We start from the raw sequence: 25,914 nt of genomic DNA on the forward strand, positions 1-25,914 counted from the left end.
GAGGCGGAACGACTACGGACAAATGAATACGGACGACAAACTCAAACCCCTGCGCGAACAGATCGATGCGATTGACGCGCAGATCCTCAGCCTGCTGAACCAGCGTGCCCGCGTCGCGCAGGAGGTCGGTCACGTCAAGGCTGAAACGAATGCACCCGTGTTTCGCCCGGAACGCGAAGCGCAGGTCTTGCGCAAGGTCGCGGAGCGCAATCCTGGTCCCCTCGACAGCGGCGATGTGCAGAAGATTTTCCGCGAGATCATGTCGTCCTGCCGCGCGCTGGAACGGCGTGTGACCGTCGCTTACCTCGGGCCGGCAGGCACGTTCACCGAACAGGCGGTATACCAGCAGTTCGGGCATGCGATCGAAGGAATTTCCTGCGTTTCGATCGATGAAATCTTCCGTGCCACGGAGGCGGGCACGGCGGATTTCGGCGTGGTGCCGATTGAGAACTCCACGGAAGGCGCGATCAATCGCACGCTCGACCTGCTTCTGCAAACGACGCTCTCGATCAGCGGCGAACTCTCGATCCCGGTGCATCACAACCTGATGACCAGGAGCGGCACGATGGACGGCATCACGCGCATCTGCGCGCATTCGCAGGCGTTGGCGCAGTGCCAGGCATGGCTCAACCAGCACTTCCCGAACATCGAGCGCCAGGCGGTTGCATCGAATGGCGAGGCGGCGCGCATTGCCAGCGAGGATCCTGCGGCAGCGGCCATTGCGGGCGAAGTCGCCGGTGAGCGCTACAGCCTCGGGATCGTCCAGGCGCATGTCCAGGACGATCCGCACAACCGTACCCGCTTTGCTGTCATTGGCCGCTTGCAACCGGCTCCGAGCGGCAAGGACCAGACCTCGCTCGTGTTCGCCGTGCCCAACAAGGCAGGGGCCGTCTACAACATGCTCGCGCCGCTGGCCAGCCACGGCGTATCAATGACCCGCTTCGAATCACGTCCTGCCCGTGTCGGGACCTGGGAGTACTACTTCTATGTCGATGTCGAAGGACATGTGAAGAATGAGAAGGTAAAGCGGGCGCTGGAAGAGGTGAAGCAGAACGCGGCATTCTTCAAATGGCTGGGTTCGTACCCGTTCAGTCTGTAATCGAGAGGCGATCCGGCATGCGGAATTTTCGTGGCCGGGCGCTGCTCCTGTTTTTTGGAATTCACTATGTCTATTCAATTCGGTCCAGATTACGTCCGCGCGATTGCGCCTTACCAGGGCGGCAAGCCGATCTCCGAGGTTGCTCGCGAGTTCGGCCTTGACGAAGCAAAAATCGTCAAGCTCGCGTCCAATGAAAATCCGCTGGGCATGCCGGAGTCGGCAAAGCAGGCGATGCTTGAGGCCCTGGCGGATATTGGCCGCTATCCGGACTCGAATGGCTTCGAATTGAAGCAGGTGATCACCGAAAAATATGACGTGCCGCAGGACTGGATCACGCTGGGCAATGGCAGCAACGACATCCTCGAGCTTGCCGCACATGCATTCGTCCAGCCCGGGCAGTCGGTTGTGTATGCGCAGTATTCCTTCGCCGTATATCCGCTGGCGACGCAGGCAGTGGGTGGCCGCGCGATCGTCGTCCCGGCGAAAAACTATGGCCACGACCTGAAGTCCATGGCCGAAGCGATTGATGACAGCACCCGGCTGGTCTTCATCGCCAACCCCAACAACCCCACCGGTACCTTCCTGCCGGCTGCGGAAATCGAAGCATTCCTGAAAGCCGTCCCGCAGAACGTGGTGGTTGTGCTCGACGAAGCCTACAACGAATACCTCGCACCGGAACTGCAGTACGAATCCACGACCTGGGTCAGGCAGTTCCCGAACCTGCTGGTCTCGCGCACGCTGTCGAAGGCCTATGGGCTGGCCGGCCTGCGCGTCGGTTTCGGCATTGCGCAGCCGAACGTGACGGACCTGATGAACCGCATCCGCCAGCCGTTCAACGTCAATTCAATGGCGCAAGCCGCCGCGGTGGCCGCGCTGAATGACGCCGATTTCCTGAAGAAGAGTGCCAAGCTGAATGCAGAAGGCTATCGCCAACTGACCGAAGCATTCGACACCATGGGTCTCGAGTACGTGCCGTCCTCCGGCAACTTCGTCCTGGTCAGGGTGGGAGATTCGGATGACGCCGGTGCGCGCGTCTACCTTGCCTTGCTGAAGCGCGGCATCATTGTCCGTCCGGTAGGCAATTACGGCCTCCCGAAATGGCTGCGCATCTCGATCGGCTTGCCGGATGAGAATGCCGCGTTCATCGATGCCTTGAAGAAGGTCCTGCCCTGATCCCACTTGACTGAGCCGCTAAGCTTCATGAAAAAAATCGCAATTTTCGGCGTCGGCCTCATCGGCGGATCGTTCGCACTGGCGCTGCGAAAGGCGGGTGCGGTACAAGAGATTGCCGGCGTCGGGCGCAGCATGGCGTCGCTGGCGCGTGCGAGGGATCTGGGCATCATCGACCGCGCCTGCACGTCGGTCGAAGAGGCGGTGAAGGGTGCGGAACTCATCCTGGTTGCCGCGCCTGTGGCACAGACGGAAGCGATTCTGGCATCCATCGAGCCCCACCTCCAACCGGGCATGATCGTGACCGACGCGGGCAGCACCAAGTCCGACGTGGTCGCGGCGGCGCGCAAGGCGCTCGGTACAAAGATTGCGCAGTTCGTTCCCGGGCATCCGATTGCCGGCCGCGAGCAGAATGGCCCGGATGCTGCGATCGTTGACCTGTATGTCGGCAAAAAGACGGTGATCACGGCGCTGCCGGAAAACGCGGAAAGCGATGTGGCACGGGTTGCGGCAGCCTGGCAACGTTGCGGATCGATTATTCACCGCCTGTCGCCGGAAGAACATGACCGGGTATTTGCCGCGGTCAGCCATCTGCCGCATCTGCTCGCTTACACGCTGGTGGACGACATTGCGAGGAAACCGCATGCCGACCTGCTGTTCCAGTACGCAGCCAGCGGCTTTCGTGATTTCACGCGCATCGCCGGTTCGTCGCCGGAAATGTGGCGTGACATTTCCCTTGCGAATCACGAGGCTTTGCTTGGCGAGCTGGATGCTTACATGGCGCGGCTGAAGGAATTGCGCGGCTTGCTGGCTGAACGCAACAGTAAGGGCATTGAGGCGGTCTATGCCAATGCCCAGCATGCAAGGCAAAACTGGATTCGCACGATCGAAGCTGCCGAGCAGCAGAGCAAGCAGGGCGGCGACTGAAACCGCCGGCCGTGCCCGAGGGGGAGTGATGTGCGGCCAAGCTTCGGGCAATGTTGCTTCGAGTGTGGCGAGCGCACCCAGCACCCGGAACGTCATGTGCTGGCATGAAGCGCGGCGCCGATTATTCACATTCTCAAGTTATCTGATGACGGGCGACAATGAAGCATTATCCACATTATCTTGAGCTGCATCCCGCAATGCATGCGCGCGGCACGGTGCGCCTGCCGGGATCCAAGAGTATTTCCAACCGGACGCTGCTACTTGCTGCGCTGGCGCAGGGAACGACGCAGATCTTCGACCTGCTTGCGTCAGACGATACGCATGTGATGCTGATGGCGCTTCAACAGCTCGGCGTCAAGTGGGAACAGGTCGGCGACACACGGCAATACACCGTCCACGGAGTGAACGGCGTGTTTCCGGTACATCAGGCAGACCTGTTCATGGGTAATGCCGGCACTGCGATCCGTCCACTCACAGCAGCGCTTGCCGTGATCGGCGGCGACTATACGCTGCACGGCGTATCGCGCATGCATGAGCGACCTATCGGCGACCTGGCCGATGCATTGAATGCAGTCGGCACGCAGATCGAATATACCGGGCAGCCGGGCTTCCCGCCCTTGCATATTCGCCGCGGCCATATCCATGCGCAGCGGATGCAGGTGAAAGGGAATGTTTCCAGTCAATTCCTTACCTCCTTGCTGATGGCTGGCCCATTGATGGCCCAGGACCAAGCGGTCACTATCGATGTCGTCGGCGAACTGATTTCCAAGCCCTACATCGAAATCACACTCAATCTGATGCGCCGTTTTGGCGTCACGGTGGAGCGCCATGGCTGGCAGTCTTTCACCATTCCGGCCGGGCAGCGCTACGTTAGCCCGGGTACGATTCATGTGGAAGGCGACGCGTCGTCGGCATCGTATTTCCTGGCTGCCGGCGCGATTGCAGGTGGTCCGGTGCGCGTCGAAGGCGTTGGCCTGAACAGCATCCAGGGCGATGTCCGGTTTGTTGAAGCGCTGGAGCAAATGGGCGCCGCGATCACGATGGGCGACAACTGGATTGAAGCGAAGTCGAGCGGCGTCCTGAAGGCAATTGATGCCGATTTCAACCATATTCCCGACGCTGCGATGACAATCGCCGTGGCGGCACTCTACGCCGATGGGACGAGCACCTTGCGCAATATTGGCAGCTGGCGCGTGAAGGAAACCGATCGGATTGCAGCGATGGCCGCCGAACTGCGCAAGCTGGGCGCTGTTGTGGAAGAGGGCGCCGACTATCTGCGGGTGACACCGCCGGCAGTGATCCAGTCCGCCGCCATCGATACCTACGACGACCATCGCATGGCAATGTGTTTCTCGCTCGCATCGCTCGACGGCGCAGCGCGGCGCGGCAACCTGATCCGTATCAATGACCCGAAGTGCGTCGCGAAAACCTTCCCCGATTATTTCGACGCCTTCGCAAAAATCACGCAGGACAACCTGTTTTGAACTGATGCCGCGGCACCGGCCGGCCAACAATAAAAACTCTTCCACTTCCCTGACAATGCAGACACCCCCGATCCCGGTCATTACCATCGATGGTCCCACCGCGTCCGGCAAAGGCACGGTAGCGCAACGTGTTGCGCAGCACCTGGGATTCCACTTGCTGGACTCCGGCGCGCTTTACCGGCTCACGGCCTTGTCGGCCCTGCGCCACCAGGTGCCCCTGACGGACGAGCATGCCATGGCGAAGCTGGCTGAAAAACTGCCCTGCAGGTTCACCGGCGAACAGGTTTGGCTCGCGAACGAAAATGTCACAACTGCGATTCGCGCCGAGGAAGTCGGCAACATGGCGTCGAAAATTGCCGCCTTGCCAACAGTTCGGCATGCGCTGGTCGCACTCCAGCTTGGATTCCGAATGCCTCCCGGCCTGGTCGCCGATGGACGTGACATGGGTACCGTCATTTTCCCCCACGCCACGCTAAAGGTATTCCTCACCGCAAGTGCCGAGGCACGCGCGGAAAGACGATATAAGCAATTGATTGACAAGGGTTTTCCTGCTAATATGGACGACCTTCTCAAGGATTTGAGGGAACGGGACGAGCGCGATTCGAATCGCGCCATCGCACCATTGAAACCGGCGGAAGGGGCACATATCTTGGATACTTCGCATATGACTGCCAATGAGGCGGTCGAGCAGGTTCTGAGGTGGTATGCGGCAGCAAAAAAACACGCGTAACGAGTACGCTGGTTTTGCAGTGCGATTGGTGCCTGGCCTGGCGCAATGCCAAGTCGGGTGTTGATAAACCTAACCCAGCCTGTGATTAAACAAGACACAATCATTGCTGGAAAACTTTTCTTATCTATGTCTACTGTGCAACAACAACCTACCGGTTCCGAAAGCTTTGCAGCCCTGTTCGAGGAGTCCCTGTCTCGCCAGGACATGCGTTCCGGTGAAGTGATTTCGGCTGAAGTCGTCCGTGTCGACTACAACTTTGTCGTCGTCAACGCCGGCCTGAAATCAGAAGCTTTCATTCCTATCGAAGAATTCAAGAACGACAATGGCGAACTCGAAGTCAATGTTGGCGACTTCATTACCGTTGCGATCGAATCGCTGGAAAACGGTTTCGGTGACACCATCCTGTCGCGCGACAAGGCCAAGCGCCTGGCTTCCTGGCTCGCGCTCGAGAAGGCGATGGAGTCCGGCGAAATCGTTACCGGCACTGTCAATGGCAAGGTCAAGGGCGGCCTGACCGTCCTGACCAACGGCATCCGTGCATTCCTCCCGGGTTCGCTGGTCGATACCCGTCCGGTAAAGGACACCACCCCGTACGAAGGCAAGACCCTGGAATTCAAGGTCATCAAGCTGGACCGCAAGCGCAACAACGTTGTGCTGTCGCGTCGCGCCGTCATCGAAGCATCGATGGGTGAAGAGCGTGCCAAACTGATGGAAACCCTGAAGGAAGGCACCATCGTCACCGGTATCGTCAAGAACATCACCGACTACGGTGCGTTCGTTGATCTCGGCGGCATCGACGGCCTGCTGCACATCACCGACCTCGCATGGCGTCGTGTGCGTCATCCGTCGGAAGTGCTCTCCGTCGGCCAGGAAATCACCGCCAAGGTCCTCAAGTACGATCAGGAGAAGAACCGCGTTTCCCTGGGCGTCAAGCAACTGGGCGACGATCCGTGGACCGGTTTGTCCCGTCGCTATCCGCAAGGCACTCGCCTGTTCGGCAAGGTCACCAACCTGACCGACTACGGTGCGTTCGTGGAAGTCGAGCAGGGCATCGAAGGCTTGGTGCACGTGTCCGAAATGGACTGGACCAACAAGAACGTGGCTCCGAACAAGGTTGTCCAGCTGGGCGACGAAGTCGAAGTGATGGTCCTGGAAATCGACGAAGAGCGTCGCCGCATCTCCCTCGGTATGAAGCAGTGCAAGCCGAATCCGTGGGAAGAGTTCGCCATGAACCACAAGAAGGGCGACAAGGTGAAGGGCGCGATCAAGTCGATCACCGACTTTGGCGTGTTCATCGGCCTGCCGGGCAACATCGACGGTCTGGTCCACCTGTCCGACCTGTCCTGGACCGAGGCTGGCGAAGAAGCCGTCCGCAAGTTCAAGAAGGGCGACGAACTGGAAGCTGTCGTGCTGGCGATCGACGTCGAGCGCGAGCGTGTTTCCCTGGGCGTCAAGCAGCTGGAAGGCGATCCGTTCAACAACTTTGCTGCCCTCAATGACAAGGGCGCCGTTGTGTCCGGTACCGTCAAGTCCGTCGAGCCGAAGGGCGCTGTCATTGCACTGACGGAAGAGGTCGAAGGCTACCTGCGCGCTTCCGAAATCTCCCGCGATCGCGTGGAAGATGCCGGTACGCACCTGAAGGTTGGCGACAAGATCGAAGCCATGGTCATCAACATCGACCGCAAGGCACGCAGCATCCAGCTGTCGATCAAGGCCAAGGACAATGCGGAAACGCAGGAAGCCATGCAGAAGATGTCGGCTGACGCCAGCGCAGCTTCCGGCACGACCAGCCTGGGCGCTCTGTTGAAGGCAAAACTCGACAACAAGCAATAAGGTCAAGTCGATAAATGACAAAGTCGGAGCTGATTGCCCGTCTTGCCGAGCGTTATCCGCAACTGGTTGCAAAGGATGCGGATTACGCGGTAAAGACCATCCTCGATGCGATGGCCGAAGCGTTGTCAAACGGGCAGCGCATCGAAATCCGTGGTTTCGGCAGCTTTGCCTTGAACAGCAGGCCGCCGCGCATCGGACGTAACCCGAAGTCGGGGGACAAGGTGATGGTGCCCGAAAAGCGTGTGCCCCACTTCAAGCCCGGCAAGGAGTTGCGGGAACGGGTGGATGCCATGGTCGGGCAACCGATCAAGGAAGACTGAGTCAACAGTTCGGCGCGGATCGCGGCGAGAACCGGACGGCGATGGAAAGCTCCGGCGCAGGATGGGAGAGCGTTTCCGGGACATGGTGTATCATCGATTCGCGCTGTACTGAATATCTGCAAGCAATGGAAACGGCATCCTCGGATGCCGTTTTTTTTAACCAGATCTCGCCGTGCCATCCTGACCTGGAAGCAAGTCAGCATTCACTGCATCCCCGTTTCACGTACAATTTCAATTGTTTTGCGATCCACAACATTTTGGGCCCACGCCTGACGATAAACATCAATAAGGAAGTCGCACCATGAAAATTCTTTTCAGAATCGTTGCGGCCATTCTCTTTATTGTCTTCTTTGGTTTCGCGCTGAAAAACACCCAGGAAGTCGCGCTGCGCTTCTTTTTTGATTATGAAATCCGCGGACCGCTCGTATTGCTGCTGCTGGCTTTTTTTGCTGCAGGCGCCGCACTCGGTATCCTGGCGATGATCCCTACGCTGTTTCGTCATCGCCGTGACTTGTCCAGGCACAGGAAAACGATATCCGCCATGGAGCAGGAACGCGAAGCGCAGCGTCTCGCGCGGGTGCAACCACCGCAACCGGACAGCGTCAGCAAATAAGAACGACCACGATAACAAAAGACTGCATGGAATTCGAAACCTGGTGGCTGCTCGGCATCCCAATCTTCTTCGGCCTCGGCTGGATTGCCGCGCGCGTTGACATCAATCAGCTCGTCTCGGAGTCGCGCAGCCTGCCGCGCGGCTACTTCAAGGGACTGAATTTTCTCCTGAACGAACAGCCCGACAAGGCGATCGATGCCTTCATCGAGATCGTCAAGCTCGACCCGGAGACCATCGACCTGCACTTTGCGCTCGGCAATCTGTTCCGCCGGCGTGGCGAGATAGAGCGGGCGATTCGCGTGCACCAGAACCTGCTCGCGCGGCCGGATCTGCCACAGGAACATCAGGTGCACGCCCAGTATGAGCTCGGACAGGATTACCTCAAGGCCGGCTTGCTGGATCGTGCTGAAGAGACTTTCCACGGACTGGTTGATACCCAGTACAGCGCGCAGGCACGCCGTGCCCTGCTTGAAATCTATCAGCGGGAAAAGGAATGGATGCGCGCGATCGATGCCGCACGCGCCCTTCAGGAATCCGGGGCCGGCGCCCGCCAGAAAGAAATCGCGCAGTTTTACTGCGAACTCGCACAGGACGAGCTGGTGCATACCCATCCCGATGCCGCGCTGGCCATGCTGGAGAAGGCATTGGCGGCTGACCGCAACAATGTCAGGGCGGCCATGTTGATCGGCGATGTCCATCTTGCCAAGGGCGATACTGAAGCGGCATTGCTTGCATGGCGGCGCGTAGAGCAGCAAAGCGTCCCGCACGTGGCATTGGTGGCGCAGCGGCTCATGGATGGTTACCGCACGGTTGGACGGCCCCAGGAAGGTCTCAACCTGCTGAAAAATTATCTTGCGGAAGCGCCCTCCATCGACCTGCTGGAAGTGGTTTTCAAGGCAGTGCTGGAACTCGATGGCGTCGATGCTGCCAACCAGCTGGTCAGCGATGAGCTGCGTCGCACTCCAACCCTGCTCGGCCTGGACAAGCTGCTTGAAGCGCGCCTGATGGAAGCGCCTCCGGAAGTACGTCCGGAGCTTTCACTGGTGAAAAACCTGGTCCACGGTTACACGCAGAAGCTGGCGCGCTATCAGTGCAGCCACTGCGGATTCAAGGCGCGGCAGTTCTACTGGCAGTGCCCTGGCTGCAGCCAATGGGAGTCCTATCCCCCGCGCCGCACTGAAGAACTCAACGTCATGAATTAAACGGGTTTCGACCACCCAATCGGAGCATCATGAAAATAACGATTATCGGTACAGGCTACGTCGGCCTGGTCACGGGAGCGTGCCTTGCGGAAGTTGGCAATGACGTGTTCTGCCTTGACGTCGACCAAGGCAAGATTGATCTGCTTAACAGCGGCGGCATTCCGATTTTTGAACCAGGTCTTGGTGACGTTGTCGCGCGCAATCGCGCGGCAAGGCGCCTGAAGTTTTCTACTGACATGGCCGCCGGCGTTGCGCACGGCGAAATACTGTTCATCGCGGTCGGCACGCCGCCCGATGAAGATGGTTCGGCCGACCTCCAGTATGTCCTGTCCGCGGCCCGAAGCATCGGCAGGCACATGGGCGGATTCAAGGTCGTGGTTGACAAATCAACCGTGCCGGTGGGGACGGCTGACAAGGTGCGCGCCGTCATCCAGGAAGAATTGCGGGCACGCGACAGCAACGCCAGATTCTCGGTGGTGTCGAATCCCGAGTTCCTGAAGGAAGGCGCGGCCGTGGAAGACTTCATGCGGCCCGACCGCATCGTAATCGGCTGCGACGATACGCTCGACGGCGAGCATGCCCGCCAAGCGATGAAGACACTCTACACACCATTCAACCGGAATCATGAGCGCACATTCTGGATGGATGTGCGCTCGGCGGAATTTACCAAGTATGCGGCGAATGCCATGCTGGCAACGCGGATTTCGTTCATGAACGAAATGGCGGATCTCGCCGATATGGTTGGCGTCGACATCGAAGCGGTGCGGCATGGAATCGGCTCCGATCCTCGCATCGGATACAGCTTCCTGTACGCGGGATGCGGTTACGGCGGATCGTGCTTTCCCAAGGACGTGCAGGCGCTGGAGCGCACCGCCCGCGAGCACGGCAGGGATCTGCTGATCCTGCGCGCCGTCGAGGAAGTCAACCATCGGCAGAAGCACGTCTTGGGAGAAAAGATCATCCACCGCTTCGGTGAAGACCTGAGCGGCCGACATTTTGCCATCTGGGGCCTGGCGTTCAAGCCCAATACCAATGACATGCGCGAAGCGCCGTCGCGGGTCCTGCTGCAGCAGCTGCTCAGCCGCGGAGCCAGCGTGGCGGTCCATGATCCGGTCGCCATGGAAGAGGCAAAGCGCGTTCTCGCGATCGACTTTGCCGAGGCACCGGAACAACTGTCGCGCATCCGCTTCTGCGATGTGCCGATGGATGCATTGCCCGATGCCGATGCGCTGGCCATTGTCACCGAATGGAAAGCCTTCCGCAGTCCTGATTTTACGCAAGTCAAATCCGACCTCAGGACGCCAGTCATTTTCGACGGGCGCAATTTGTTCGATCCGCAGGTCTTGGCGGATGCCGGAATCGAGTATTACGGCATTGGCCGGTCTGCGTGCACACAGGCACAAGCTACATGACGACATCCTTGAAGACGCCACGCCTGCTCGTTGTAGGCGATGTAATGCTGGACCGTTACTGGTTCGGTGAAGTGAGCCGCATTTCACCGGAAGCACCGGTGCCGGTCGTTCGCGTGGAACGGCGCGAGGAGCGCCTGGGTGGAGCGGCCAATGTCGCGCGCAATGCCGTTGCGCTCGGTGCGCAAACAGCCTTGCTGGGCGTCGTGGGCAAGGACGAAGCGGGTGACGCCGTGCAGAAGATGCTGACGGACCTGCACATCGACAGTTTCCTCAGCCGAGACCCGGACGTCTCGACCATCATCAAGCTGCGCGTGATCGGCCGGCAGCAGCAACTGTTGCGCATCGATTTCGAGCATCCGCCTACCGATTCGGCTTTGCGCAACAAATTGACCAAGTACAACGCGCTATTGCCGGACTATGACGTGGTCGTGTTGTCCGACTACGCCAAGGGCAGCCTCATCAACGTGGCGGAAATGATTGCCGCGGCGCGGAAGCTTGGCAAGCGTGTCCTCGTCGACCCCAAGGGCGATGACTTTGCTCCCTACAACGGTGCATCCGTCCTGACGCCGAACAAGTCGGAGTTGCGTCAGGTAGTGGGCTCCTGGAAGACTGAGGAAGAGCTGACCACGAAGGCGCAACGCCTGCGCGAATCGCTCGACCTCGAAGCCTTGCTGCTGACGAGGTCGGAAGAAGGCATGAGTCTCTATACCGCCGGCCAGGCTGTGCATACCCCGACTGTGGCGCGCGAGGTCTTTGACGTGTCGGGCGCGGGCGATACCGTCATCGCTACTCTGGCAACGATGCTTGGCGCTGGCAAGCCGCTTATCGAAGCGGTTGAAATCGCCAACCGTGCCGCGGGCATTGTGGTCGGCAAGCTGGGTACGGCGACTGTGACCAAGGAAGAACTTTTCGGCTGATCCCATGCAGGCGAAACGCGAGATGTTTCTTTGTCAACCGTTTCGTTGTCAATTCGTTAACGATTTCGAAGCCGAGTGGCTTCGTTCGTTAACCTTATCAACATGGGAGTAATAGATAAATGCTGAAAAAACTGATTCTGGCCATCGTCATGCTGGCGGCAACGATGGGATCCGCTTTTGCCCAAGTCGACGTCAACAAGGCCGACCAGGCCTCGCTCGACAGCGTCAAGGGCATCGGGCCGAAAATGTCGAAGACCATCCTTGACGAGCGCAAGAAGGGTGGGGACTTCAAGGACTGGGCCGATTTCGAATCGCGCGTGAAGGGCGTCCGCGAAAAGAAAGCGATCAAATTGTCCGAAGCCGGCTTGATGGTCAATGGCCGTCCCCGCGGAAAAGCATCCGATGCCGACAAGGAAGACAGGAAGAGCGGATCGGGCGCGAAGTCGAAAAAGGAAATGAAGAAGAACGATTCGAAAGGTTGAGCGCTTCGCATGAGCAAAAACCCCGCCCCTGCGCGGGGTTTTTGTTATGCCGGATCACCTGCAACTGGTAGATACAGGCCCCGGGCAGCAGCGTACGTCGATTGGCGTCTACGATTAAAATGATATTTTTGATGAAGCAGCCGAACTACACACCATGCCTTACCTGACGATCGAAAACACCATCGGCAATACCCCCCTTGTTCAGCTCAAGCACATTCCCGGCGAAGAAGCCGCGCGTCGCAACAACGTGATTCTCGGAAAGCTGGAAGGAAACAATCCTGCCGGGTCGGTGAAGGACCGTCCTGCGCTGTCGATGATCAAGCACGCGGAGGAGCGTGGCGAGATCAGGCCGGGCGATACCCTCATCGAAGCAACCAGCGGCAATACCGGCATTGCGCTGGCCATGGCGGCGACCCTGAGGGGTTACAAGATGGTGTTGCTGATGCCGGAAAATCTCAGCGAGGAGCGGCGGCAAAGCATGGCAGCCTATGGCGCGCACATCATACTCACGCCGAAGACCGGCGGCATGGAGTATGCACGCGACCTTGCCGAACAAATGCAGAAAGAGGGAAAGGGAATCATCCTTGACCAGTTTTCCAATCCGGACAATCCGCGCGCGCACTATGAAGGCACAGGGCCGGAAATCTGGCGCGACACAGAAGGCCGCATTACGCATTTCGTCAGCGCGATGGGCACGACTGGAACTATCATGGGCGTGTCACGTTATCTGAAGGAAAAAAATCCGGACGTCTGCATCATTGGTGCGCAGCCGGAGGAAGGCTCGCAGATCCCGGGCATCAGGAAATGGCCTGAGGCGTATATGCCGAAGATCTACGACAGGTCGCGCATTGACCAGATCGAAAATGTCAGCCAAGCGGCTGCGGAACGCATGGCGCACCGCATGGCGATGGAAGAGGGGATCTTCTGTGGTATTTCGGCTGCCGGCGCCTGCGAAGTCGCGCTGCGCATTTCAAATAGCGTCGAAAACGCGACGATCGTCTTCATCGTCTGTGATCGCGGCGACCGTTATCTATCGACCGGCGTATTCCCTGCCTGACAGTTACGTCCGACGCAGGGAATTCATTCGTCGTGCTGTTCACCGCTCGCGGCGGGAGCGAGAGGCTCTTTCGGCTTGAACTGCTTGTCGCTGATACGGAATTTGTCGCGGCGATCACCCATGAGGATCCGCAGTTCCTTGATACTCAGGTCGCTGACTTCATGCATGCGGATCAACAGGGACGCCCCCACGGGAAGCCGTCGGTGGCGAATCTTGCTGATAACCGGTGGCGCGACCTCGAGCGCTCTTGAAAGAGCGGCATCATTCTTGAGGTTGAGCTTTTCGATCAGCGCGTCCAGCAGGTTGTTGGGATCGTAATTGACTTGATCGGCGAGTCGGGTACTGTTCATAGCATTGCCTAATTGAGTAGTCATAGTCTCAATAATTCCATACTGCAAGATTATTGTACAGAAAAAAACATAGAGTGTTTAGACAAAGCAGCAAGTTTGGACAAGATGCTTGTTACAAAATGTACAGCAGCGCTTCTGTAGGCTGCATTGGTATGCCAGAAACACCTATTGTTAATATGCAATCTAGTAAAAGATTTCAAAAACGCAATATTAAAAACCAGCCAAAAGTGACAAGGCGGCTAACTGGTTGCTCAGTGGCAGTGTGGCAACGGTGCGTGACTCAGGGAGGTTCGCTTCCTGAACTAATATGAATATGGTGGTGGATTGCGTAAATTCAATTGCATTTTAACCAAGCACCCCGTCACCATTTTGATACCGCGCAATTGCACTTTTCTATCATCGAATTTCGGCAGGAAGCCGGGAAATTCATGAACGAGGGGCAGTTTTCGCCGGCGTTGGAACGGCGGCACAAGGCATTAGTTCTCTTTCTTTTTGCCGGCTGTGTGCAAAGGCTCTGCATGCGGTAACGAAACGTCGAGGCGTGTCCAGCCGGGAAGCCCGAGACGGCGCATAGTATCGATATTTCTTAGGAATATCTTTTCCGCGTCGGAAAACGCTGCGACGGCGCGTTCGACACTGCTTTCCCGCAGGAGATGAAGCATTGGGTAGGGCGACCGGTTGGTGAAATTGCTCATGTCGTCTGGCTCGGTGTCGGCAAATTGGTATTGCGGATGGAAACTCGCAATCTGGATTTCGCCCGCCAGGTCCAGTTCCTCCAGGGTGGCATCGGCAACATCGAGAAAGTCGTTATACGTAAGAAAATCGGTGAGCGCCCAAGGATGAATCAGCAGAGTGGTATCCACATCCTCCGGGTTTGTCTGCTGCAACAGGAGCAGTTCTGCAATCAGATCCGCATGCAGTTCTACTTCGGTTCCTGCGTTACTCACGGCAAAACGGATCTGATTCCGGGCGCGAACGCTTTTCGCAAATGGGCAGAGGTTCAGGCCAATGACGGCCTTGTCGAGCCAGTGCGCAGTCGCTTCGGTGATATTAAGAACAGTTTCGTCAGTGTGGATTGTCATTCTGTATAACGTGGCTTGAACCTGCATGAGAGCTGGCAAGCATATCGCACCTTCCTCGCGCCGTACTTTCCTCCGTCAAGCTGGCATCGATATCCGCTTTACTGTACATTTGCCGCTCCATTCAAAACACAGTCGGTTCGGCGCATCGCGATCCGGGCGGCTGCATTCCAATATGGCCCTCAAAGCTACCATCTTCAAGGCGGAACTCCAGATCGCGGACATGGACCGGCACTATTATGCCGACCATTCCCTGACGATTGCCCGGCATCCCTCTGAAACCGACGAGCGCATGATGATGCGCGTGCTGGCATTCGCACTCAATGCGAATGAGGCGCTCACCTTTGGCAGGGGACTGAGCACCGATGATGAGCCGGACATGTGGCAGAAGGACCTGACCGGTGCAATCGACCTGTGGATCGACGTCGGGCAGCCAGATGAGAAACGTATCCTCAAGGCTTGCGGCCGTTCATCGCGGGTCCTGGTGTACTGCTATAGCAGCACGAGCAACATCTGGTGGGGGCAGACCGGCGGCAAGGTTGAGCGTGCGCGTAACCTGCGCGTCCTGAACGTGCCGGCGGAGTCCAGCCTCGCCTTGGCGAAACTCGCGCAACGCACGATGCAGCTGCAATGCACGATCCAGGAAGGGCAAATCTGGATGAGCTCCGGCGAGGACACCGTGCAGCTTGAGCTGAAGACGCTCAAGCCGTTCGCCGACGCCTGAACAGAGTCCTTCCTCAGCCGCCGCGTGCGCTGCGCACGGCGCGGCCCAGCTCAACGACAGACATCGCATAGAAGAAGCTGCGATTGTATCGGGTGATCGCGTAGAAATTCGTGGTGCCGAGCCAGTATTCCGTCGGCTCTTCGCCATTCTGCAAATCGACCAGGCCGTACTGCATATCGTGCGGCGGCTCCACACCCGGCGTGACGCCGGCACCTTTCAGCTCATCCAGCGTAAATTTTGCCTCCAGCGGCTGGCCGATGAACATATCCCAGCCGCGGCCGGGTTCATTGCTTGCTACTGCTGCGGGAAAGGCAATCGGTTCGCCCCGCTTCCATCCGTGCTCAACAAGGAAATTCGCAACACTGCCAATGGCATCAACGGGTGAGTTGCGCAGGTCGACGCGGCCGTCGCCGTCGAAGTCAACAGCATATTTTCGTATGCTGCCCGGCATGAACTGCGGCAGACCGACTGCGCCTGCATAGGAGCCGAGCAGGGAGAACGGATCGATGCCCGACTCGCGCGCGAACAGCAATGTCTGCTCCAGCTCGCCGCGGAAAAAGTCCATGCGTGAGCTGCGGTTCGGCGTTTGCGGATAATCGAATGCCAGGGTGGTGAGTGCATCGAGGACGCGGAAACTGCCGGTGTTTCGGCCATAGATGGTTTCCACCCCGATGATGCCGACGATGATGTCCGCCGGCACGCCATATTGTTCTTCGGCGCGCGCCAGCGCGTCAGCATGTGCGTCCCAGAATGCCACGCCCGCGTTGATGCGGACCGGCTCGATGAAGCGTGCGCGATAGGCATGCCAGTTCTTCGGCTTGCCGGGCGGTGCGGGCTTGATCAGCTGGATCGTGGTCTCGACATAGCGCGCCTTCCTGAACATGGCTTCCAGCTCGGGCCGATCGAAGCCGTGCTTCTCGACCATCATGTCAATGAATTCGGATACATCTTTCCATTGCGTGAAGTTGGCGAATTCGCCCTCATTGTCCGGCGAGAAGGCGACCTTGCGCAGCTTGGCGCCTGACGATTTCTTCACCGCATGTGGTTTTTTCGAGCTGTGCTTCGCAAAGGCATCGGGGTGGGGCGCAAACGCAAGCAGCAGCGAGATGAGCAGCGCGGAAGGTGAGACATGCTTGAAAATCATCGACATTCGGACAATAACAATTTGAGTTCAGAGATGGCGGCGCCGGGAGACTTTCGATCTGCCCCATACCGCACTGTTTCATAGTGTTCGAGGAAGCGCGCCAGAGCCGCTTTCCTTTTTGCGGAAAGCGAGGAGTCGCCCGAGGTCAGGCGTTGTCGGTAGGCGCGAGGTCCTTCGTGCATCATGCGCGGCATGCCCTCGCGCGCAAGCCGCTTGCACAGCTTTTGATAGAGCGCATCGACCGGATCGCGCTGTTGCTGGTGCAGCATCATGGGCAGGACGGCGACCGCAACCGCGGCAATGCCGAGGATGGTCATGACCGCGATCATGAGTGGCCAATCGACATCGGAAAATCCGAGCGAACGGAAGAAATCCCTTTGCTTTTCGGGCGTGTAGTTCAATACCCATTGATTCCATGCATTGCTTACGGCATCCCAGTTCTGGCGCAGCCTCAGCAGCGGCGCGAGCCAGCGGTTGTTTGTTCCATCGATCATGACAAGGCCGCCGAGGACGCGGCGCGGCAGTACGCTCGACAGGTTGTGTTCGACGCGCCCTGGCGCTACGGCAGCGGTGGGGTCGATACGCACCCAGCCTTTTCTGTTGAGCCACACCTCCGCCCACGCATGCGCGTCCGACTGACGGATCGTCATGAATCCATCGGCCGGATTCATTTCGCCGCCCTGGTACCCGGTCACCACCCGAGCGGGTATTCCCATCGCGCGCATCAGTACCACGAAGGCACTCGAATAATGTTCGCAGAAACCTGCCCTGGTGGTAAACAGGAATTCATCGACTGTGTGCTTTCCCAACACTGGCGGCTCCAGGGTGTACCTGAAGTTCTGCTCGCGGAAATAGCGGAGTACGGCGTTGATGGCATCCGCGGGATTGCTGTATTGACTACGCAGTTGCGTTGCATACTCCAGCGTTCGAGGATTGAATCCGGCAGGAAGCTGCAATGATTGCCGCAGGATGGAAGCGGCTTCGATGGGTTGCAGATCGAAGTCGGTATGCGAGACGACGTCGTAGCGCACGCGATCATTGATCGGCTGCGCCGTGCGAATCTGCAGGTCCGGCGTTGCGCCGGTCGGGTTGCCGTCGATCTGCGGCAGCGCCTGCGGTGCTTCGAGTGCAAATAGCCAGTGCTGCCCGTTTGGCTCCAGTGTGACCTGGTAGTGGATCGGCGCGCCGCGCAGGTTGATACTGATGCGGCGATCGCCCGGTGTTGCCGGAATTGGCGTCCAGGTGCGACCATCGAACCTCCCCAGCACGACACCGCGCCAGTACAGCTGCGGATTCGGCGGCGCAGGGTCGGCGAACCTGACGCGAAAGGCGATATCGTCCGAGAGCGCCAGCTTCGCGATGTTCCCGGGCGCCATGGTTTCCGACAAGCCGGAGCGTCCCGCCATGGCGTCGCCCGGCAGGCCCCAGAGCGGACCCTGGATGCGAGGAAAAAGCAGGAACAGGACGAGGGTGAGCGGCGCGGCGAGGGCAAGGATCGTCGCCCCCAGCCTGAAACGCTGACCCAGCGAGGGAACGGCCCCGGTGTACTGGAAAGAAAGTTGCGTGGTGAGAAGCGCAATCACGGCGACGATGGTTATCAGCGCGCTACCGATGGACTGCGATTCGAAGAAGTTGGCCAGGAGCAGGAAGAAACTGAGGAAAAGGACCACGAACAGATCGCGCCGGGCGTGCATTTCCAGCAGCTTCAGGGCAAGCAGCAACGCCAGCATGGCGACGCCGGGTTCGCGCCCGAAAAAAGATTTGTAGGTCAGGTAGACACCGGCCATCGCGAGCACGGCAATGGGCAGCAGCAGCCAGTTCGGCGGCATGCGGTTGCCGCGGAAAGTCACCCAGCCGCGCCACGCGAGAACGGACATGGAGGTGGGGAACACCCATCCCGGCAAGTGGCGCGCGTGCGGCAGCAACACGAATGCGCAGGTGGCCAGCAAGAGCAGGGTGTCGGCCTTGTCACGCGCGAGCGGGCGCTGCAGGCGTCGCGCGAAGGACTGGATGATGGCAGGCTTCATGATGCTTGCGGATACAGGGCCAGGGCGCGCAGGCATGCTTCCCTGTGCGCGGCCCCGAGCGCGGCCGGAAAGCTGGTATCACCCAGGTGGAAAGCGTAAGCCATATTGCGTGCATCTGCTTCCAGGACCCATCGGGTCATGCGCGATAGCCTGGCTTCGGTACTCATTCCAAATGGCATCTGCGCGAAATCGACCGTGACTTCAGCAGCAGCTCCGCCTTCGAAATGCTTCGAGATGAGCGTGCCGGGCGATCCAGCATCGAGCTTGGCGATCTGCCGCCATGCAAGCCGCTTCAGCGAATCGCCGGCCTGATAACCCCGGATGCCGGCAAAATCATCCTGTCCTGCCCGGCCTTGCCCATCTTTCTGCGTCGCTGCGGCATAGGGGAGCGGCGGACCATCGTCTTCCGGGCGAGGATAGACCAGGACCATGGCATCGGGTTGCCAGTAGCTCCAGGCGCGCAACAGGCCCAGCGGGAAACGCGTCTGCAGGCGCACCCGCGGCGCCTGCAGCCAGCCCCTTTTGCCGGCCGGCGTCGACAGGACGAGGCTGGTGCTGGCATTGGCGGAAACGTCGCAGGCCTGCGCCAGGTCCGGCCTGTCATCGGCGACGAAGTCAAGCCAGATGGCATAGCGCTGATACGTGCGACGGTTAATCAGGTGCAATTCGAATTGCGCTTCTTCGCCGGCGAACACCGGCAGGGTGCGGCCGGCGGCCAGGTGAAGATGGGCAAGGTTGCGGAACGTCAGGTGCATGTCGATGAGTCCGCAACCGCCGAGCAAAAAGGTGAGCGCGAAGCCGAGGCTCAGGTTGTAATTTGTCGAACCGATGAACAGGACGACCATCATCAGGCTGAACAGCAGGCCGGGATGCGTGGGGACGATGAAGACGCGCCGCTGGTTGAGAAAAGTTTCACCCGGCTCAGGGCCATCGAGACGCAACAGCCATTTGCTGGCACGCTTGCGGATGCTGTGTTCAAACCGGGCGTAGAGGGAAAGTTTTTTCTTCACACCGGGACGGATTTCATGAGTTGCAGCACCAGGTCGCGGCTGCCCAGCGCGGAGCTGCCCGTCGATTTCAATGGCCGCAGGCGGTGCGCGACGACAGGTACAAGGACTGCCTGCACGTCTTCGGGTATGACATGGTTGCGCCCTTCCAGGGCGGCCCAGGCACGTGAGGCCTGGAGCAGGGCAATGCCTGCGCGAGGACTCATGCCTTCCGCAAACAATCCGTTCCGGCGCGATGCTTGTGCGAGAGCCTGTATGTAGTCGATCAGCGCCGATGAGGCGTGGATGCCCTTGAGCGCCGTTTGCGCCGCCAGCAGCTCTTCCGGCCGCATGGCAGTTGGCAAGGATTTCAGCATGGTCCGGCGGTCTTCACCCATCAGCAGGGCGCGTTCCGCGGCCGCATCCGGGTAGCCGAGCGACAGGCACATCATGAATCGGTCGAGCTGCGATTCCGGCAGCGGAAACGTGCCGATCTGATGCCCCGGGTTCTGCGTGGCAATCACGAAATACGGATCGGGCAGGTTGCGTGTGACGCCGTCCGCCGTGACCTGGCGCTCCTCCATTGCTTCCAGCAGCGCCGACTGCGTCTTGGGCGTGGCACGGTTGATTTCGTCGGCCAGCAGTACTTGCGTGAATACGGGGCCGGGATGGAACACGAAGCCGTTCTTTTCCCGGTCAAAAATGGAAATGCCGATTACATCGGCGGGGAGCAGGTCGCTGGTGAATTGCAGCCGGCTGAATTTCAGGCCGAGGGAAATCGCCAGCGCGTGCGCCAGTGTCGTCTTGCCTACACCGGGCACGTCCTCGATCAGCAAGTGCCCACCAGCCAGCAGGCAGACCAGCGACTGGCGGATTTGCAGGTCTTTCCCGACGACGATCTTGCCAACCTGGCTGGCGACAGCATGGACTTTTGCGAACATGTTCTTCTGTAATCTGGGTGAAAGGGAAACGCGCTATGGTGTCAAGCAATCGCAAATCCAGGCCGGTGACAAAAGCTCCTGTCATACATCCTGTTATTCGTTACACTATATGCATCGAGTGCATCGATATCCGCTTTCATATCGATGACAGATAGATTCTATTCGAGAACCCTGCCGCACATCCGGCTTTACGGAAATGACCACCGCCATCTATACCCATCCCGACTGCAAGCGCCACGAAATGGGGCAATGGCATCCGGAATGTCCTGCGCGCCTGCAGGCGATCGAAGACCAGCTTATCGCCAGCCGGATCAACAACCTGCTCGAACACCGCGAGGCGCCGAAGGTGGATGTGGCCGAAATCCGGCGCGTGCATACGGCGGACGCGATAGCGCGCGTACAGGAAAACACCGCGACGCTGGCGGAAACCGGCTCCGGCTACTACCCGATCGATGCCGACACCATGCTGAACGAACATAGCTGGAATGCGGCATTGCGGGCCGCCGGTGCAGCAGTGGCGGCGACCGACGCCGTGCTTGCCGGTGAATTGAGCAATGCCTTCTGCGCCATCCGCCCACCGGGGCATCACGCAAGGCCGTCCGAGGCGATGGGATTCTGCCTCTTCGATAATGTTGCGATTGCGGCAAAACACGCCCTCGAAGCACGCGGACTGGAGCGCGTGGCGATCGTCGATTTCGATGTCCACCACGGTAACGGGACGGAGGAAGCGTTCCTCGATGATCCGCGCGTGCTGATGGTGAGTTTCTTCCAGCATCCTTTCTACCCCTATACCGAGGTCCGGCCGGATTCGCCGCACATGGTTAACGTGCCGGTGCCTGCCTATTCCAAGGGAGATGTGGTGCGCCAGCTGGTGGCCGAGCGGTGGCTGCCAGCCCTGCATGCGCACCGGCCCGAGATGATCTTCATTTCCGCCGGCTTCGACGCGCACCGCGAGGACGATATCGGCCAGATGGGGCTGGTGGAGGACGACTATGCCTGGATCACGCAGCAGGTCCTGGCAGTCGCGAAAGAGCATGCCCAGGGACGGATCGTCAGTTGCCTGGAAGGCGGCTACAACCTCTCCGCGCTCGGCCGCAGCGTCGTCGCACATATCAAGGCACTGGCCGAACTCGTCTGAGCCGCCGCCGGCCCTTCGCCGGCCCTTCCCGTGACGGAGGCAGGCAGCGGGTAGAATAGCGGTTTGCCTTGTTTCAATACATTCACGCATGTCCATTCAATGGTTCCCCGGTCACATGAACGCCGCCCGCAAGAAGGCGGCGGAATCCATGGAGAAGACCGACCTCGTCATCGAGGTGCTGGACGCGCGCCTGCCGCAAGCCAGTTGCAATCCCATGATCGAACAGCTGCGCAAGCAGCGCCAGCGGCCCTGCCTGAAGATCCTCAACAAGGCCGACCTCGCCGATCCCGTCGCCACCAAGGCATGGCTTGCGCACTACAACGCGCAGAAAGATGTGCATGCCGTCGCGCTGAGCTGCAAGAAGCCGGCCGACGTGGCCAAGGTTCCCGGCCTCGCGCTGAAGCTGGCGCCGCACCGCGGCACGGCCCTCAAGCCGCTGCGCATGATGATCATGGGCATCCCGAACGTCGGCAAGTCGACATTGATGAATGCCCTGCTCAAGAAGCGCGTGGCGGCGGTCGGCGATGAGCCCGCAGTAACCAAGACCCAGCAGCGCCTCTATCTCGGCAATAACATGGTATTGATCGATACACCCGGTATGCTGTGGCCGAAGATCGAGCATCCGACTGACGGCCTGATGCTCGCCGCCAGCCATGCTGTGGGCGTAAACGCCTTGATCGAGGAGGAGGTGGCAACCTTCCTGGCAGAGCAGTTGCTCGCCCGCTATGCGCCGCTCCTGGCAACCCGCTATGGATTCAAGACGGAAGACATGGACGGTACCGGCGTGCTCGAAGGCATCGCCAAGCGACGTGCCTTTCGTGTGAAAGGCGGCGAATACGACCTGGAGAAGGCGGCGCACACCTTGCTGCAGGACTATCGCACTGGCGCGCTCGGTCGCATCAGCCTGGAGACCCCCCAGAGCCGGGCCGACCTGCTTGCAAGCTACCAGCCCGAGCCATCGCTCGGCTTACCACAAGACCAAGAGGAGGGCAGCGAAGATGAGCAATGAAACACCTTATGTGATCCGGTCAGTGCAGGATGGCGTGGCAACGCTCACGCTCAACCGCGGCGAGAAGTTCAATCCGCTTTCGGAAGAAATGATGGACGCCTTGCAGGGCGAACTCGACGCGATCAGGAATGATCACGCCATCCGCGTCGTCATCCTCGCGGGTGCAGGCAAGGCGTTCTGCGCCGGCCACGACCTGAAGCAGATGCGCGCGCAGCCCTCCGAGGCGTATTACAAGAAACTGTTCGACCAGTGCAGCAAGGTGATGCTGACCATCCAGCAGTTGCCGCAGCCAGTGATCGCCCGTGTACATGGTATCGCCACTGCAGCGGGTTGTCAGCTTGTCTCGATGTGCGACCTTGCTGTGGCCGCCAGCGAGGCAAAGTTCGCGGTGTCCGGTGTGAATTACGGATTGTTCTGTTCCACGCCATCGGTCGGCCTGTCGCGCAACGTCTCGCGCAAGCAGGCAATGGAAATGCTGCTGACGGGCGAATTCATCGATGCTGAAACGGCGCGCGATCGCGGCCTGGTCAATCGTGTCGTTCCCGCCGCTCAGCTGGACGCCGAGGTTGGAAAACTTATTGCCAGCATCCTCGCCAAGCCTGCGGTCGCCATCGCGATGGGCAAGCAATTGTTCTACAAGCAGCTGGAACTCGGTATCGGCGCTGCCTATCAGCTTGCGGGGCAAACGATGGTGTGCAACATGATGGATGACGCTGCGCTGGAAGGAGTGCAGGCGTTTATCGAGAAGCGTGCACCGAACTGGAAGGGTTGAGCGGAACGCCGCCTTTTTCCGTACGATCGCGCGGCCGTGCAGCCGGCCGCGCAGCGAATTCGATTACTTGTACACGCCGACGGCAAATCCGTAGCCGTCGAACGCTTCGACGTAGGTAGTCTTGGACTCGATCTGTTTCGTCACCGGGTTCGGCCATTTGTAGTCGACCCAGCCCGCCTTCTTCGCTTTTGCATGGGCAATCAGCTCTTGCGCAAAAAGCTTGCCGTCGGCGTCCTTCAGGTTCGTCAGGTCCTTCCCGATCAGTTTTTCATTTGCGCCGTGCGCCATCATCGTGCCGTTCGTATCGAGGATGTACACATACATGTCGCGATCGACGAATTGCCCGGACTTGTTGCTCACCTCCGCAAATGCCTTGTCCTTGCCATGGGCCTTGTAAAAGGCGATCGCCTTGTGGACGAGGGCGACTGCTTCATCCTTCGTTCCTTTGTCCCCCGCATGAGAGCTTGCGACGAATCCGAGGCTCAGGCATGCGCCGATGAAAAACTTCAAAACACGCTTCATTCATTTCTCCGACAAGATTGTTGATTTGATTGCACGCGCAATAACCGCAAGACGCTGCGAGGCTTGCGGGCGCATCCTCGAATCTATCCGGTTTGTTTCTTTGCGGCAAGATAACCCCATCGGAACAGCACTGGGATGTTGCCAATAAGAAACGTAGAGAATATGCACTCAAAGAAATTGAAAGAGTTGCATGTATAACAGTCACTGCTGGAAGGCAATGAAACTCGACGCCTTCCCGATATCGAACTTCTCCAGGCATGAAAAAAGCCCGCCGAAGCGGGCTTTTCTGCGTAGCGGGTTCGCGGGGCGAATTACATCATGCCTTCCATGCCGCCCATGCCACCCATGCCGCCCATGCCGCCCATCGGAGCAGCCGGCTTCTCTTCAACCAGCTCGGCGACGGTGCAGTCGGTGGTCAGCATCAGGCCGGCGATCGACGCTGCGTTCTGCAGTGCCGAACGGGTGACCTTGGCCGGATCCAGCACGCCCATCTCGACCATATCGCCATAGGTGCCGTTGGCAGCGTTGTAACCGAAGTTGCCCTTGCCTTCGATGACCTTGTTGACGACGACCGAAGCTTCCTCGCCGGCGTTGGTGACGATCATGCGCAGCGGCTCTTCCATGGCGCGCAGGACGATCTTGATGCCGGCTTCCTGGTCGGCGTTGTCGCCTTTCAGGGTCAGGTTGACGCGAGCACGCAGCAGGGCAACGCCGCCGCCAGGAACGATGCCTTCTTCAACGGCAGCACGGGTTGCGTGCAGCGCGTCTTCGACACGTGCCTTCTTCTCTTTCATTTCGACTTCGGTCGCAGCGCCGACCTTGATCACTGCAACGCCGCCTGCCAGCTTGGCAACGCGCTCTTGCAGCTTTTCGCGGTCGTAGTCGGACGTTGCTTCTTCGATCTGGACGCGGATCTGCTTGACGCGCGCTTCGATCGCGGCAGCCTGGCCGGCGCCGTCGATGATGGTGGTGTTTTCCTTGCCGATTTCGATACGCTTGGCTTGGCCCAGATCGTTCAGGGATGCTTTATCGAGAGTCAGGCCGACTTCCTCAGCAATCACCTGGCCACCGGTCAGGATGGCGATGTCTTCCAGCATGGCCTTGCGACGGTCGCCGAAGCCCGGAGCCTTGACGGCGCAGGTCTTCAGGATGCCACGGATGTTGTTTACAACCAGGGTAGCCAGCGCTTCGCCTTCGATGTCTTCGGCGATGATCAGCAGCGGACGGCTTGCCTTGGCGACTTGCTCCAGGACCGGCAGCAGATCACGAATGTTGGAAATCTTCTTGTCGAACAGCAGGACGAACGGATTTTCCAGGATGGCAGTTTGCTTGTCCGGGTTGTTGATGAAGTACGGGGACAGATAGCCGCGATCGAACTGCATGCCTTCAACGATTTCGAGCTCGTCGTTCAGCGACTTGCCGTCTTCGACCGTGATCACGCCTTCCTTGCCGACCTTTTCCATTGCTTCAGCGATGCGCTCGCCGATGGAGGTGTCGGAGTTGGCAGAGATCGCGCCAACTTGTGCGATTTCCTTGGAAGTGGTGCAAGGCTTTGCGATCTTGCGCAGTTCTTCGACGGTGGCGGTGACAGCCTTGTCGATGCCGCGCTTCAGGTCCATCGGGTTCATGCCGGCGGCCACATACTTCATGCCTTCGCGCACGATGGCTTGTGCCAGCACGGTAGCGGTGGTGGTGCCGTCACCGGCGTTGTCGGAGGTCTTGGAAGCGACTTCCTTGACCATCTGCGCGCCCATGTTCATGAGCTTGTCTTTCAGCTCGATTTCCTTGGCGACGGACACGCCGTCCTTGGTGACGGTCGGGGCGCCAAAGGAACGCTCGAGGACGACATTGCGGCCTTTCGGGCCGAGGGTGACTTTAACAGCGTTGGCGAGAATGTTGACGCCTTCAACCATCTTGTGGCGCGCGGCATCGCCGAAGACTACTTCTTTTGCTGCCATGTTTGTGACTCCTTAATA

At 59.2% G+C, this 25,914-nt stretch carries 25 protein-coding genes; 17 read left to right on the plus strand and 8 right to left on the minus strand.

Annotated features, from left to right (window positions below):
• The first annotated feature begins 22 nt into the window (after positions 1-22).
• The 13 genes from pheA to cysM all read left to right on the plus strand — a co-directional run bounded on the left by pheA (position 23) and on the right by cysM (position 13,246).
• The gene (gene pheA / locus VJ698_RS13770; RefSeq protein ID WP_324103346.1) at positions 23-1,099 is read left to right on the plus strand and encodes a prephenate dehydratase; all 1,077 of its coding nucleotides are present in this window, start codon (positions 23-25) and stop codon (positions 1,097-1,099) included.
• A gap of 66 nt (positions 1,100-1,165) precedes the next feature.
• Positions 1,166-2,272: a histidinol-phosphate transaminase gene (gene hisC / locus VJ698_RS13775; protein WP_324103347.1), complete on the plus strand. Its 1,107-nt coding sequence runs from the start codon at positions 1,166-1,168 to the stop codon at positions 2,270-2,272.
• Positions 2,273-2,299: 27 nt separating this feature from the next.
• Positions 2,300-3,196, plus strand: coding sequence for a prephenate dehydrogenase (locus VJ698_RS13780; RefSeq protein ID WP_324103348.1), 897 nt, complete (start codon positions 2,300-2,302; stop codon positions 3,194-3,196).
• Between the two features lie 158 nt (positions 3,197-3,354).
• The gene (gene aroA / locus VJ698_RS13785) at positions 3,355-4,680 is read left to right on the plus strand and encodes a 3-phosphoshikimate 1-carboxyvinyltransferase (protein ID WP_324103349.1); all 1,326 of its coding nucleotides are present in this window, start codon (positions 3,355-3,357) and stop codon (positions 4,678-4,680) included.
• Between the two features lie 55 nt (positions 4,681-4,735).
• Positions 4,736-5,410 (plus strand): (d)CMP kinase, encoded by a 675-nt coding sequence (gene cmk / locus VJ698_RS13790; RefSeq protein ID WP_324103350.1) that lies wholly within the window; start codon positions 4,736-4,738, stop codon positions 5,408-5,410.
• A 126-nt stretch (positions 5,411-5,536) separates the two neighbouring features.
• Entirely contained in the window at positions 5,537-7,243 is a 1,707-nt protein-coding gene (gene rpsA / locus VJ698_RS13795; protein ID WP_324103351.1) for a 30S ribosomal protein S1, read from the plus strand.
• Positions 7,244-7,257: 14 nt separating this feature from the next.
• A complete protein-coding gene (locus tag VJ698_RS13800; protein ID WP_088710132.1) occupies positions 7,258-7,563 on the plus strand; it encodes an integration host factor subunit beta in 306 nt (101 codons plus the stop codon).
• Positions 7,564-7,864: 301 nt separating this feature from the next.
• On the plus strand, positions 7,865-8,176 hold the full coding sequence (locus VJ698_RS13805; RefSeq protein ID WP_324103352.1) for a LapA family protein: 312 nt from the start codon (positions 7,865-7,867) through the stop codon (positions 8,174-8,176).
• 26 nt (positions 8,177-8,202) lie between these two features.
• Complete coding sequence (lapB, locus tag VJ698_RS13810; protein WP_324103353.1) at positions 8,203-9,378, plus strand: lipopolysaccharide assembly protein LapB; 1,176 nt, start codon at positions 8,203-8,205, stop codon at positions 9,376-9,378.
• A 29-nt stretch (positions 9,379-9,407) separates the two neighbouring features.
• Positions 9,408-10,790, plus strand: coding sequence for a UDP-glucose/GDP-mannose dehydrogenase family protein (locus VJ698_RS13815; RefSeq protein ID WP_324103354.1), 1,383 nt, complete (start codon positions 9,408-9,410; stop codon positions 10,788-10,790).
• The gene (rfaE1, locus tag VJ698_RS13820) at positions 10,787-11,707 is read left to right on the plus strand and encodes a D-glycero-beta-D-manno-heptose-7-phosphate kinase (RefSeq protein WP_324103355.1); all 921 of its coding nucleotides are present in this window, start codon (positions 10,787-10,789) and stop codon (positions 11,705-11,707) included. The genes VJ698_RS13815 and rfaE1 overlap by 4 nt, the downstream gene beginning before the upstream one ends.
• A 119-nt stretch (positions 11,708-11,826) precedes the next feature.
• Positions 11,827-12,189, plus strand: a complete 363-nt coding sequence (locus tag VJ698_RS13825; RefSeq protein ID WP_324103356.1) for a ComEA family DNA-binding protein — start codon at positions 11,827-11,829, stop codon at positions 12,187-12,189.
• Between the two features lie 154 nt (positions 12,190-12,343).
• Positions 12,344-13,246, plus strand: a complete 903-nt coding sequence (gene cysM / locus VJ698_RS13830; RefSeq protein WP_324103357.1) for a cysteine synthase CysM — start codon at positions 12,344-12,346, stop codon at positions 13,244-13,246.
• 23 nt (positions 13,247-13,269) lie between these two features.
• On the opposite strand, the gene VJ698_RS13835 is transcribed toward cysM, so the two are convergent.
• Together VJ698_RS13835 and VJ698_RS13840 are read right to left on the minus strand one after the other, a co-directional pair.
• Entirely contained in the window at positions 13,270-13,620 is a 351-nt protein-coding gene (locus VJ698_RS13835) for a hypothetical protein (protein WP_324103358.1), read from the minus strand.
• Positions 13,621-14,072: 452 nt separating this feature from the next.
• On the minus strand, positions 14,073-14,678 hold the full coding sequence (locus tag VJ698_RS13840; protein ID WP_324103359.1) for a DUF1415 domain-containing protein: 606 nt from the start codon (positions 14,676-14,678) through the stop codon (positions 14,073-14,075).
• Between the two features lie 172 nt (positions 14,679-14,850).
• Between VJ698_RS13840 and VJ698_RS13845 the strand changes: the two genes are divergently transcribed.
• Positions 14,851-15,399: a YaeQ family protein gene (locus VJ698_RS13845; protein WP_324103360.1), complete on the plus strand. Its 549-nt coding sequence runs from the start codon at positions 14,851-14,853 to the stop codon at positions 15,397-15,399.
• 13 nt (positions 15,400-15,412) lie between these two features.
• On the opposite strand, the gene mltB is transcribed toward VJ698_RS13845, so the two are convergent.
• The 4 genes from mltB to VJ698_RS13865 are packed head-to-tail and all read right to left on the minus strand — an operon-like array spanning position 15,413 to position 20,497.
• Complete coding sequence (mltB, locus tag VJ698_RS13850) at positions 15,413-16,543, minus strand: lytic murein transglycosylase B (RefSeq protein ID WP_324103361.1); 1,131 nt, start codon at positions 16,541-16,543, stop codon at positions 15,413-15,415.
• Complete coding sequence (locus tag VJ698_RS13855) at positions 16,540-18,570, minus strand: DUF3488 and transglutaminase-like domain-containing protein (RefSeq protein WP_324103362.1); 2,031 nt, start codon at positions 18,568-18,570, stop codon at positions 16,540-16,542. Before VJ698_RS13855 ends, mltB begins: the two co-directional genes overlap by 4 nt.
• Positions 18,567-19,580, minus strand: coding sequence for a DUF58 domain-containing protein (locus VJ698_RS13860; protein WP_324103363.1), 1,014 nt, complete (start codon positions 19,578-19,580; stop codon positions 18,567-18,569). Before VJ698_RS13860 ends, VJ698_RS13855 begins: the two co-directional genes overlap by 4 nt.
• A complete protein-coding gene (locus VJ698_RS13865; RefSeq protein ID WP_324103364.1) occupies positions 19,577-20,497 on the minus strand; it encodes a MoxR family ATPase in 921 nt (306 codons plus the stop codon). Before VJ698_RS13865 ends, VJ698_RS13860 begins: the two co-directional genes overlap by 4 nt.
• Before the next feature lie 196 nt (positions 20,498-20,693).
• On the opposite strand from VJ698_RS13865, the gene VJ698_RS13870 reads away from it, so the two are divergent.
• The 3 genes from VJ698_RS13870 to VJ698_RS13880 all read left to right on the plus strand — a co-directional run bounded on the left by VJ698_RS13870 (position 20,694) and on the right by VJ698_RS13880 (position 23,416).
• Positions 20,694-21,635 carry a histone deacetylase family protein gene (locus VJ698_RS13870; RefSeq protein ID WP_324103365.1) on the plus strand — a complete coding sequence of 314 codons (942 nt, stop codon included), beginning with the start codon at positions 20,694-20,696 and terminating at the stop codon, positions 21,633-21,635.
• Between the two features lie 88 nt (positions 21,636-21,723).
• Positions 21,724-22,644 (plus strand): ribosome biogenesis GTPase YlqF, encoded by a 921-nt coding sequence (gene ylqF, locus VJ698_RS13875; RefSeq protein WP_324103366.1) that lies wholly within the window; start codon positions 21,724-21,726, stop codon positions 22,642-22,644.
• A complete protein-coding gene (locus VJ698_RS13880; RefSeq protein WP_324103367.1) occupies positions 22,634-23,416 on the plus strand; it encodes an enoyl-CoA hydratase in 783 nt (260 codons plus the stop codon). Before ylqF ends, VJ698_RS13880 begins: the two co-directional genes overlap by 11 nt.
• 63 nt (positions 23,417-23,479) lie before the next feature.
• Here VJ698_RS13880 and VJ698_RS13885 read toward each other — a convergent pair whose 3' ends face one another.
• Positions 23,480-23,938 (minus strand): cache domain-containing protein, encoded by a 459-nt coding sequence (locus VJ698_RS13885; RefSeq protein WP_324103368.1) that lies wholly within the window; start codon positions 23,936-23,938, stop codon positions 23,480-23,482.
• A 311-nt stretch (positions 23,939-24,249) separates the two neighbouring features.
• Positions 24,250-25,896 (minus strand): chaperonin GroEL, encoded by a 1,647-nt coding sequence (gene groL, locus VJ698_RS13890; RefSeq protein WP_324103369.1) that lies wholly within the window; start codon positions 25,894-25,896, stop codon positions 24,250-24,252.
• Positions 25,897-25,914 lie beyond the last annotated feature (18 nt).

This window comes from Noviherbaspirillum sp., from assembly GCF_035254685.1.
Taxonomy (GTDB): domain Bacteria; phylum Pseudomonadota; class Gammaproteobacteria; order Burkholderiales; family Burkholderiaceae_D; genus Noviherbaspirillum.

Bases quoted from the DNA above. Each gene is read 5' to 3' on its own strand.
- pheA (WP_324103346.1), top strand. From the start codon at position 23: ATGAATACGGACGACAAACTCAAACCCCTGCGCGAACAGATCGATGCG.
- VJ698_RS13880 (WP_324103367.1), top strand. From the start codon at position 22,634: ATGAGCAATGAAACACCTTATGTGATCCGGTCAGTGCAGGATGGCGTG.
- ylqF (WP_324103366.1), top strand. From the start codon at position 21,724: ATGTCCATTCAATGGTTCCCCGGTCACATGAACGCCGCCCGCAAGAAG.
- cmk (WP_324103350.1), top strand. From the start codon at position 4,736: ATGCAGACACCCCCGATCCCGGTCATTACCATCGATGGTCCCACCGCG.
- rfaE1 (WP_324103355.1), top strand. From the start codon at position 10,787: ATGACGACATCCTTGAAGACGCCACGCCTGCTCGTTGTAGGCGATGTA.
- VJ698_RS13840 (WP_324103359.1), bottom strand. From the start codon at position 14,678: ATGACAATCCACACTGACGAAACTGTTCTTAATATCACCGAAGCGACT.
- cysM (WP_324103357.1), top strand. From the start codon at position 12,344: ATGCCTTACCTGACGATCGAAAACACCATCGGCAATACCCCCCTTGTT.
- mltB (WP_324103361.1), bottom strand. From the start codon at position 16,543: ATGATTTTCAAGCATGTCTCACCTTCCGCGCTGCTCATCTCGCTGCTG.
- VJ698_RS13855 (WP_324103362.1), bottom strand. From the start codon at position 18,570: ATGAAGCCTGCCATCATCCAGTCCTTCGCGCGACGCCTGCAGCGCCCG.
- VJ698_RS13865 (WP_324103364.1), bottom strand. From the start codon at position 20,497: ATGTTCGCAAAAGTCCATGCTGTCGCCAGCCAGGTTGGCAAGATCGTC.
- aroA (WP_324103349.1), top strand. From the start codon at position 3,355: ATGAAGCATTATCCACATTATCTTGAGCTGCATCCCGCAATGCATGCG.
- VJ698_RS13815 (WP_324103354.1), top strand. From the start codon at position 9,408: ATGAAAATAACGATTATCGGTACAGGCTACGTCGGCCTGGTCACGGGA.
- VJ698_RS13800 (WP_088710132.1), top strand. From the start codon at position 7,258: ATGACAAAGTCGGAGCTGATTGCCCGTCTTGCCGAGCGTTATCCGCAA.
- rpsA (WP_324103351.1), top strand. From the start codon at position 5,537: ATGTCTACTGTGCAACAACAACCTACCGGTTCCGAAAGCTTTGCAGCC.
- VJ698_RS13885 (WP_324103368.1), bottom strand. From the start codon at position 23,938: ATGAAGCGTGTTTTGAAGTTTTTCATCGGCGCATGCCTGAGCCTCGGA.
- groL (WP_324103369.1), bottom strand. From the start codon at position 25,896: ATGGCAGCAAAAGAAGTAGTCTTCGGCGATGCCGCGCGCCACAAGATG.
- VJ698_RS13835 (WP_324103358.1), bottom strand. From the start codon at position 13,620: ATGACTACTCAATTAGGCAATGCTATGAACAGTACCCGACTCGCCGAT.
- lapB (WP_324103353.1), top strand. From the start codon at position 8,203: ATGGAATTCGAAACCTGGTGGCTGCTCGGCATCCCAATCTTCTTCGGC.
- VJ698_RS13780 (WP_324103348.1), top strand. From the start codon at position 2,300: ATGAAAAAAATCGCAATTTTCGGCGTCGGCCTCATCGGCGGATCGTTC.
- hisC (WP_324103347.1), top strand. From the start codon at position 1,166: ATGTCTATTCAATTCGGTCCAGATTACGTCCGCGCGATTGCGCCTTAC.
- VJ698_RS13845 (WP_324103360.1), top strand. From the start codon at position 14,851: ATGGCCCTCAAAGCTACCATCTTCAAGGCGGAACTCCAGATCGCGGAC.
- VJ698_RS13825 (WP_324103356.1), top strand. From the start codon at position 11,827: ATGCTGAAAAAACTGATTCTGGCCATCGTCATGCTGGCGGCAACGATG.
- VJ698_RS13870 (WP_324103365.1), top strand. From the start codon at position 20,694: ATGACCACCGCCATCTATACCCATCCCGACTGCAAGCGCCACGAAATG.
- VJ698_RS13805 (WP_324103352.1), top strand. From the start codon at position 7,865: ATGAAAATTCTTTTCAGAATCGTTGCGGCCATTCTCTTTATTGTCTTC.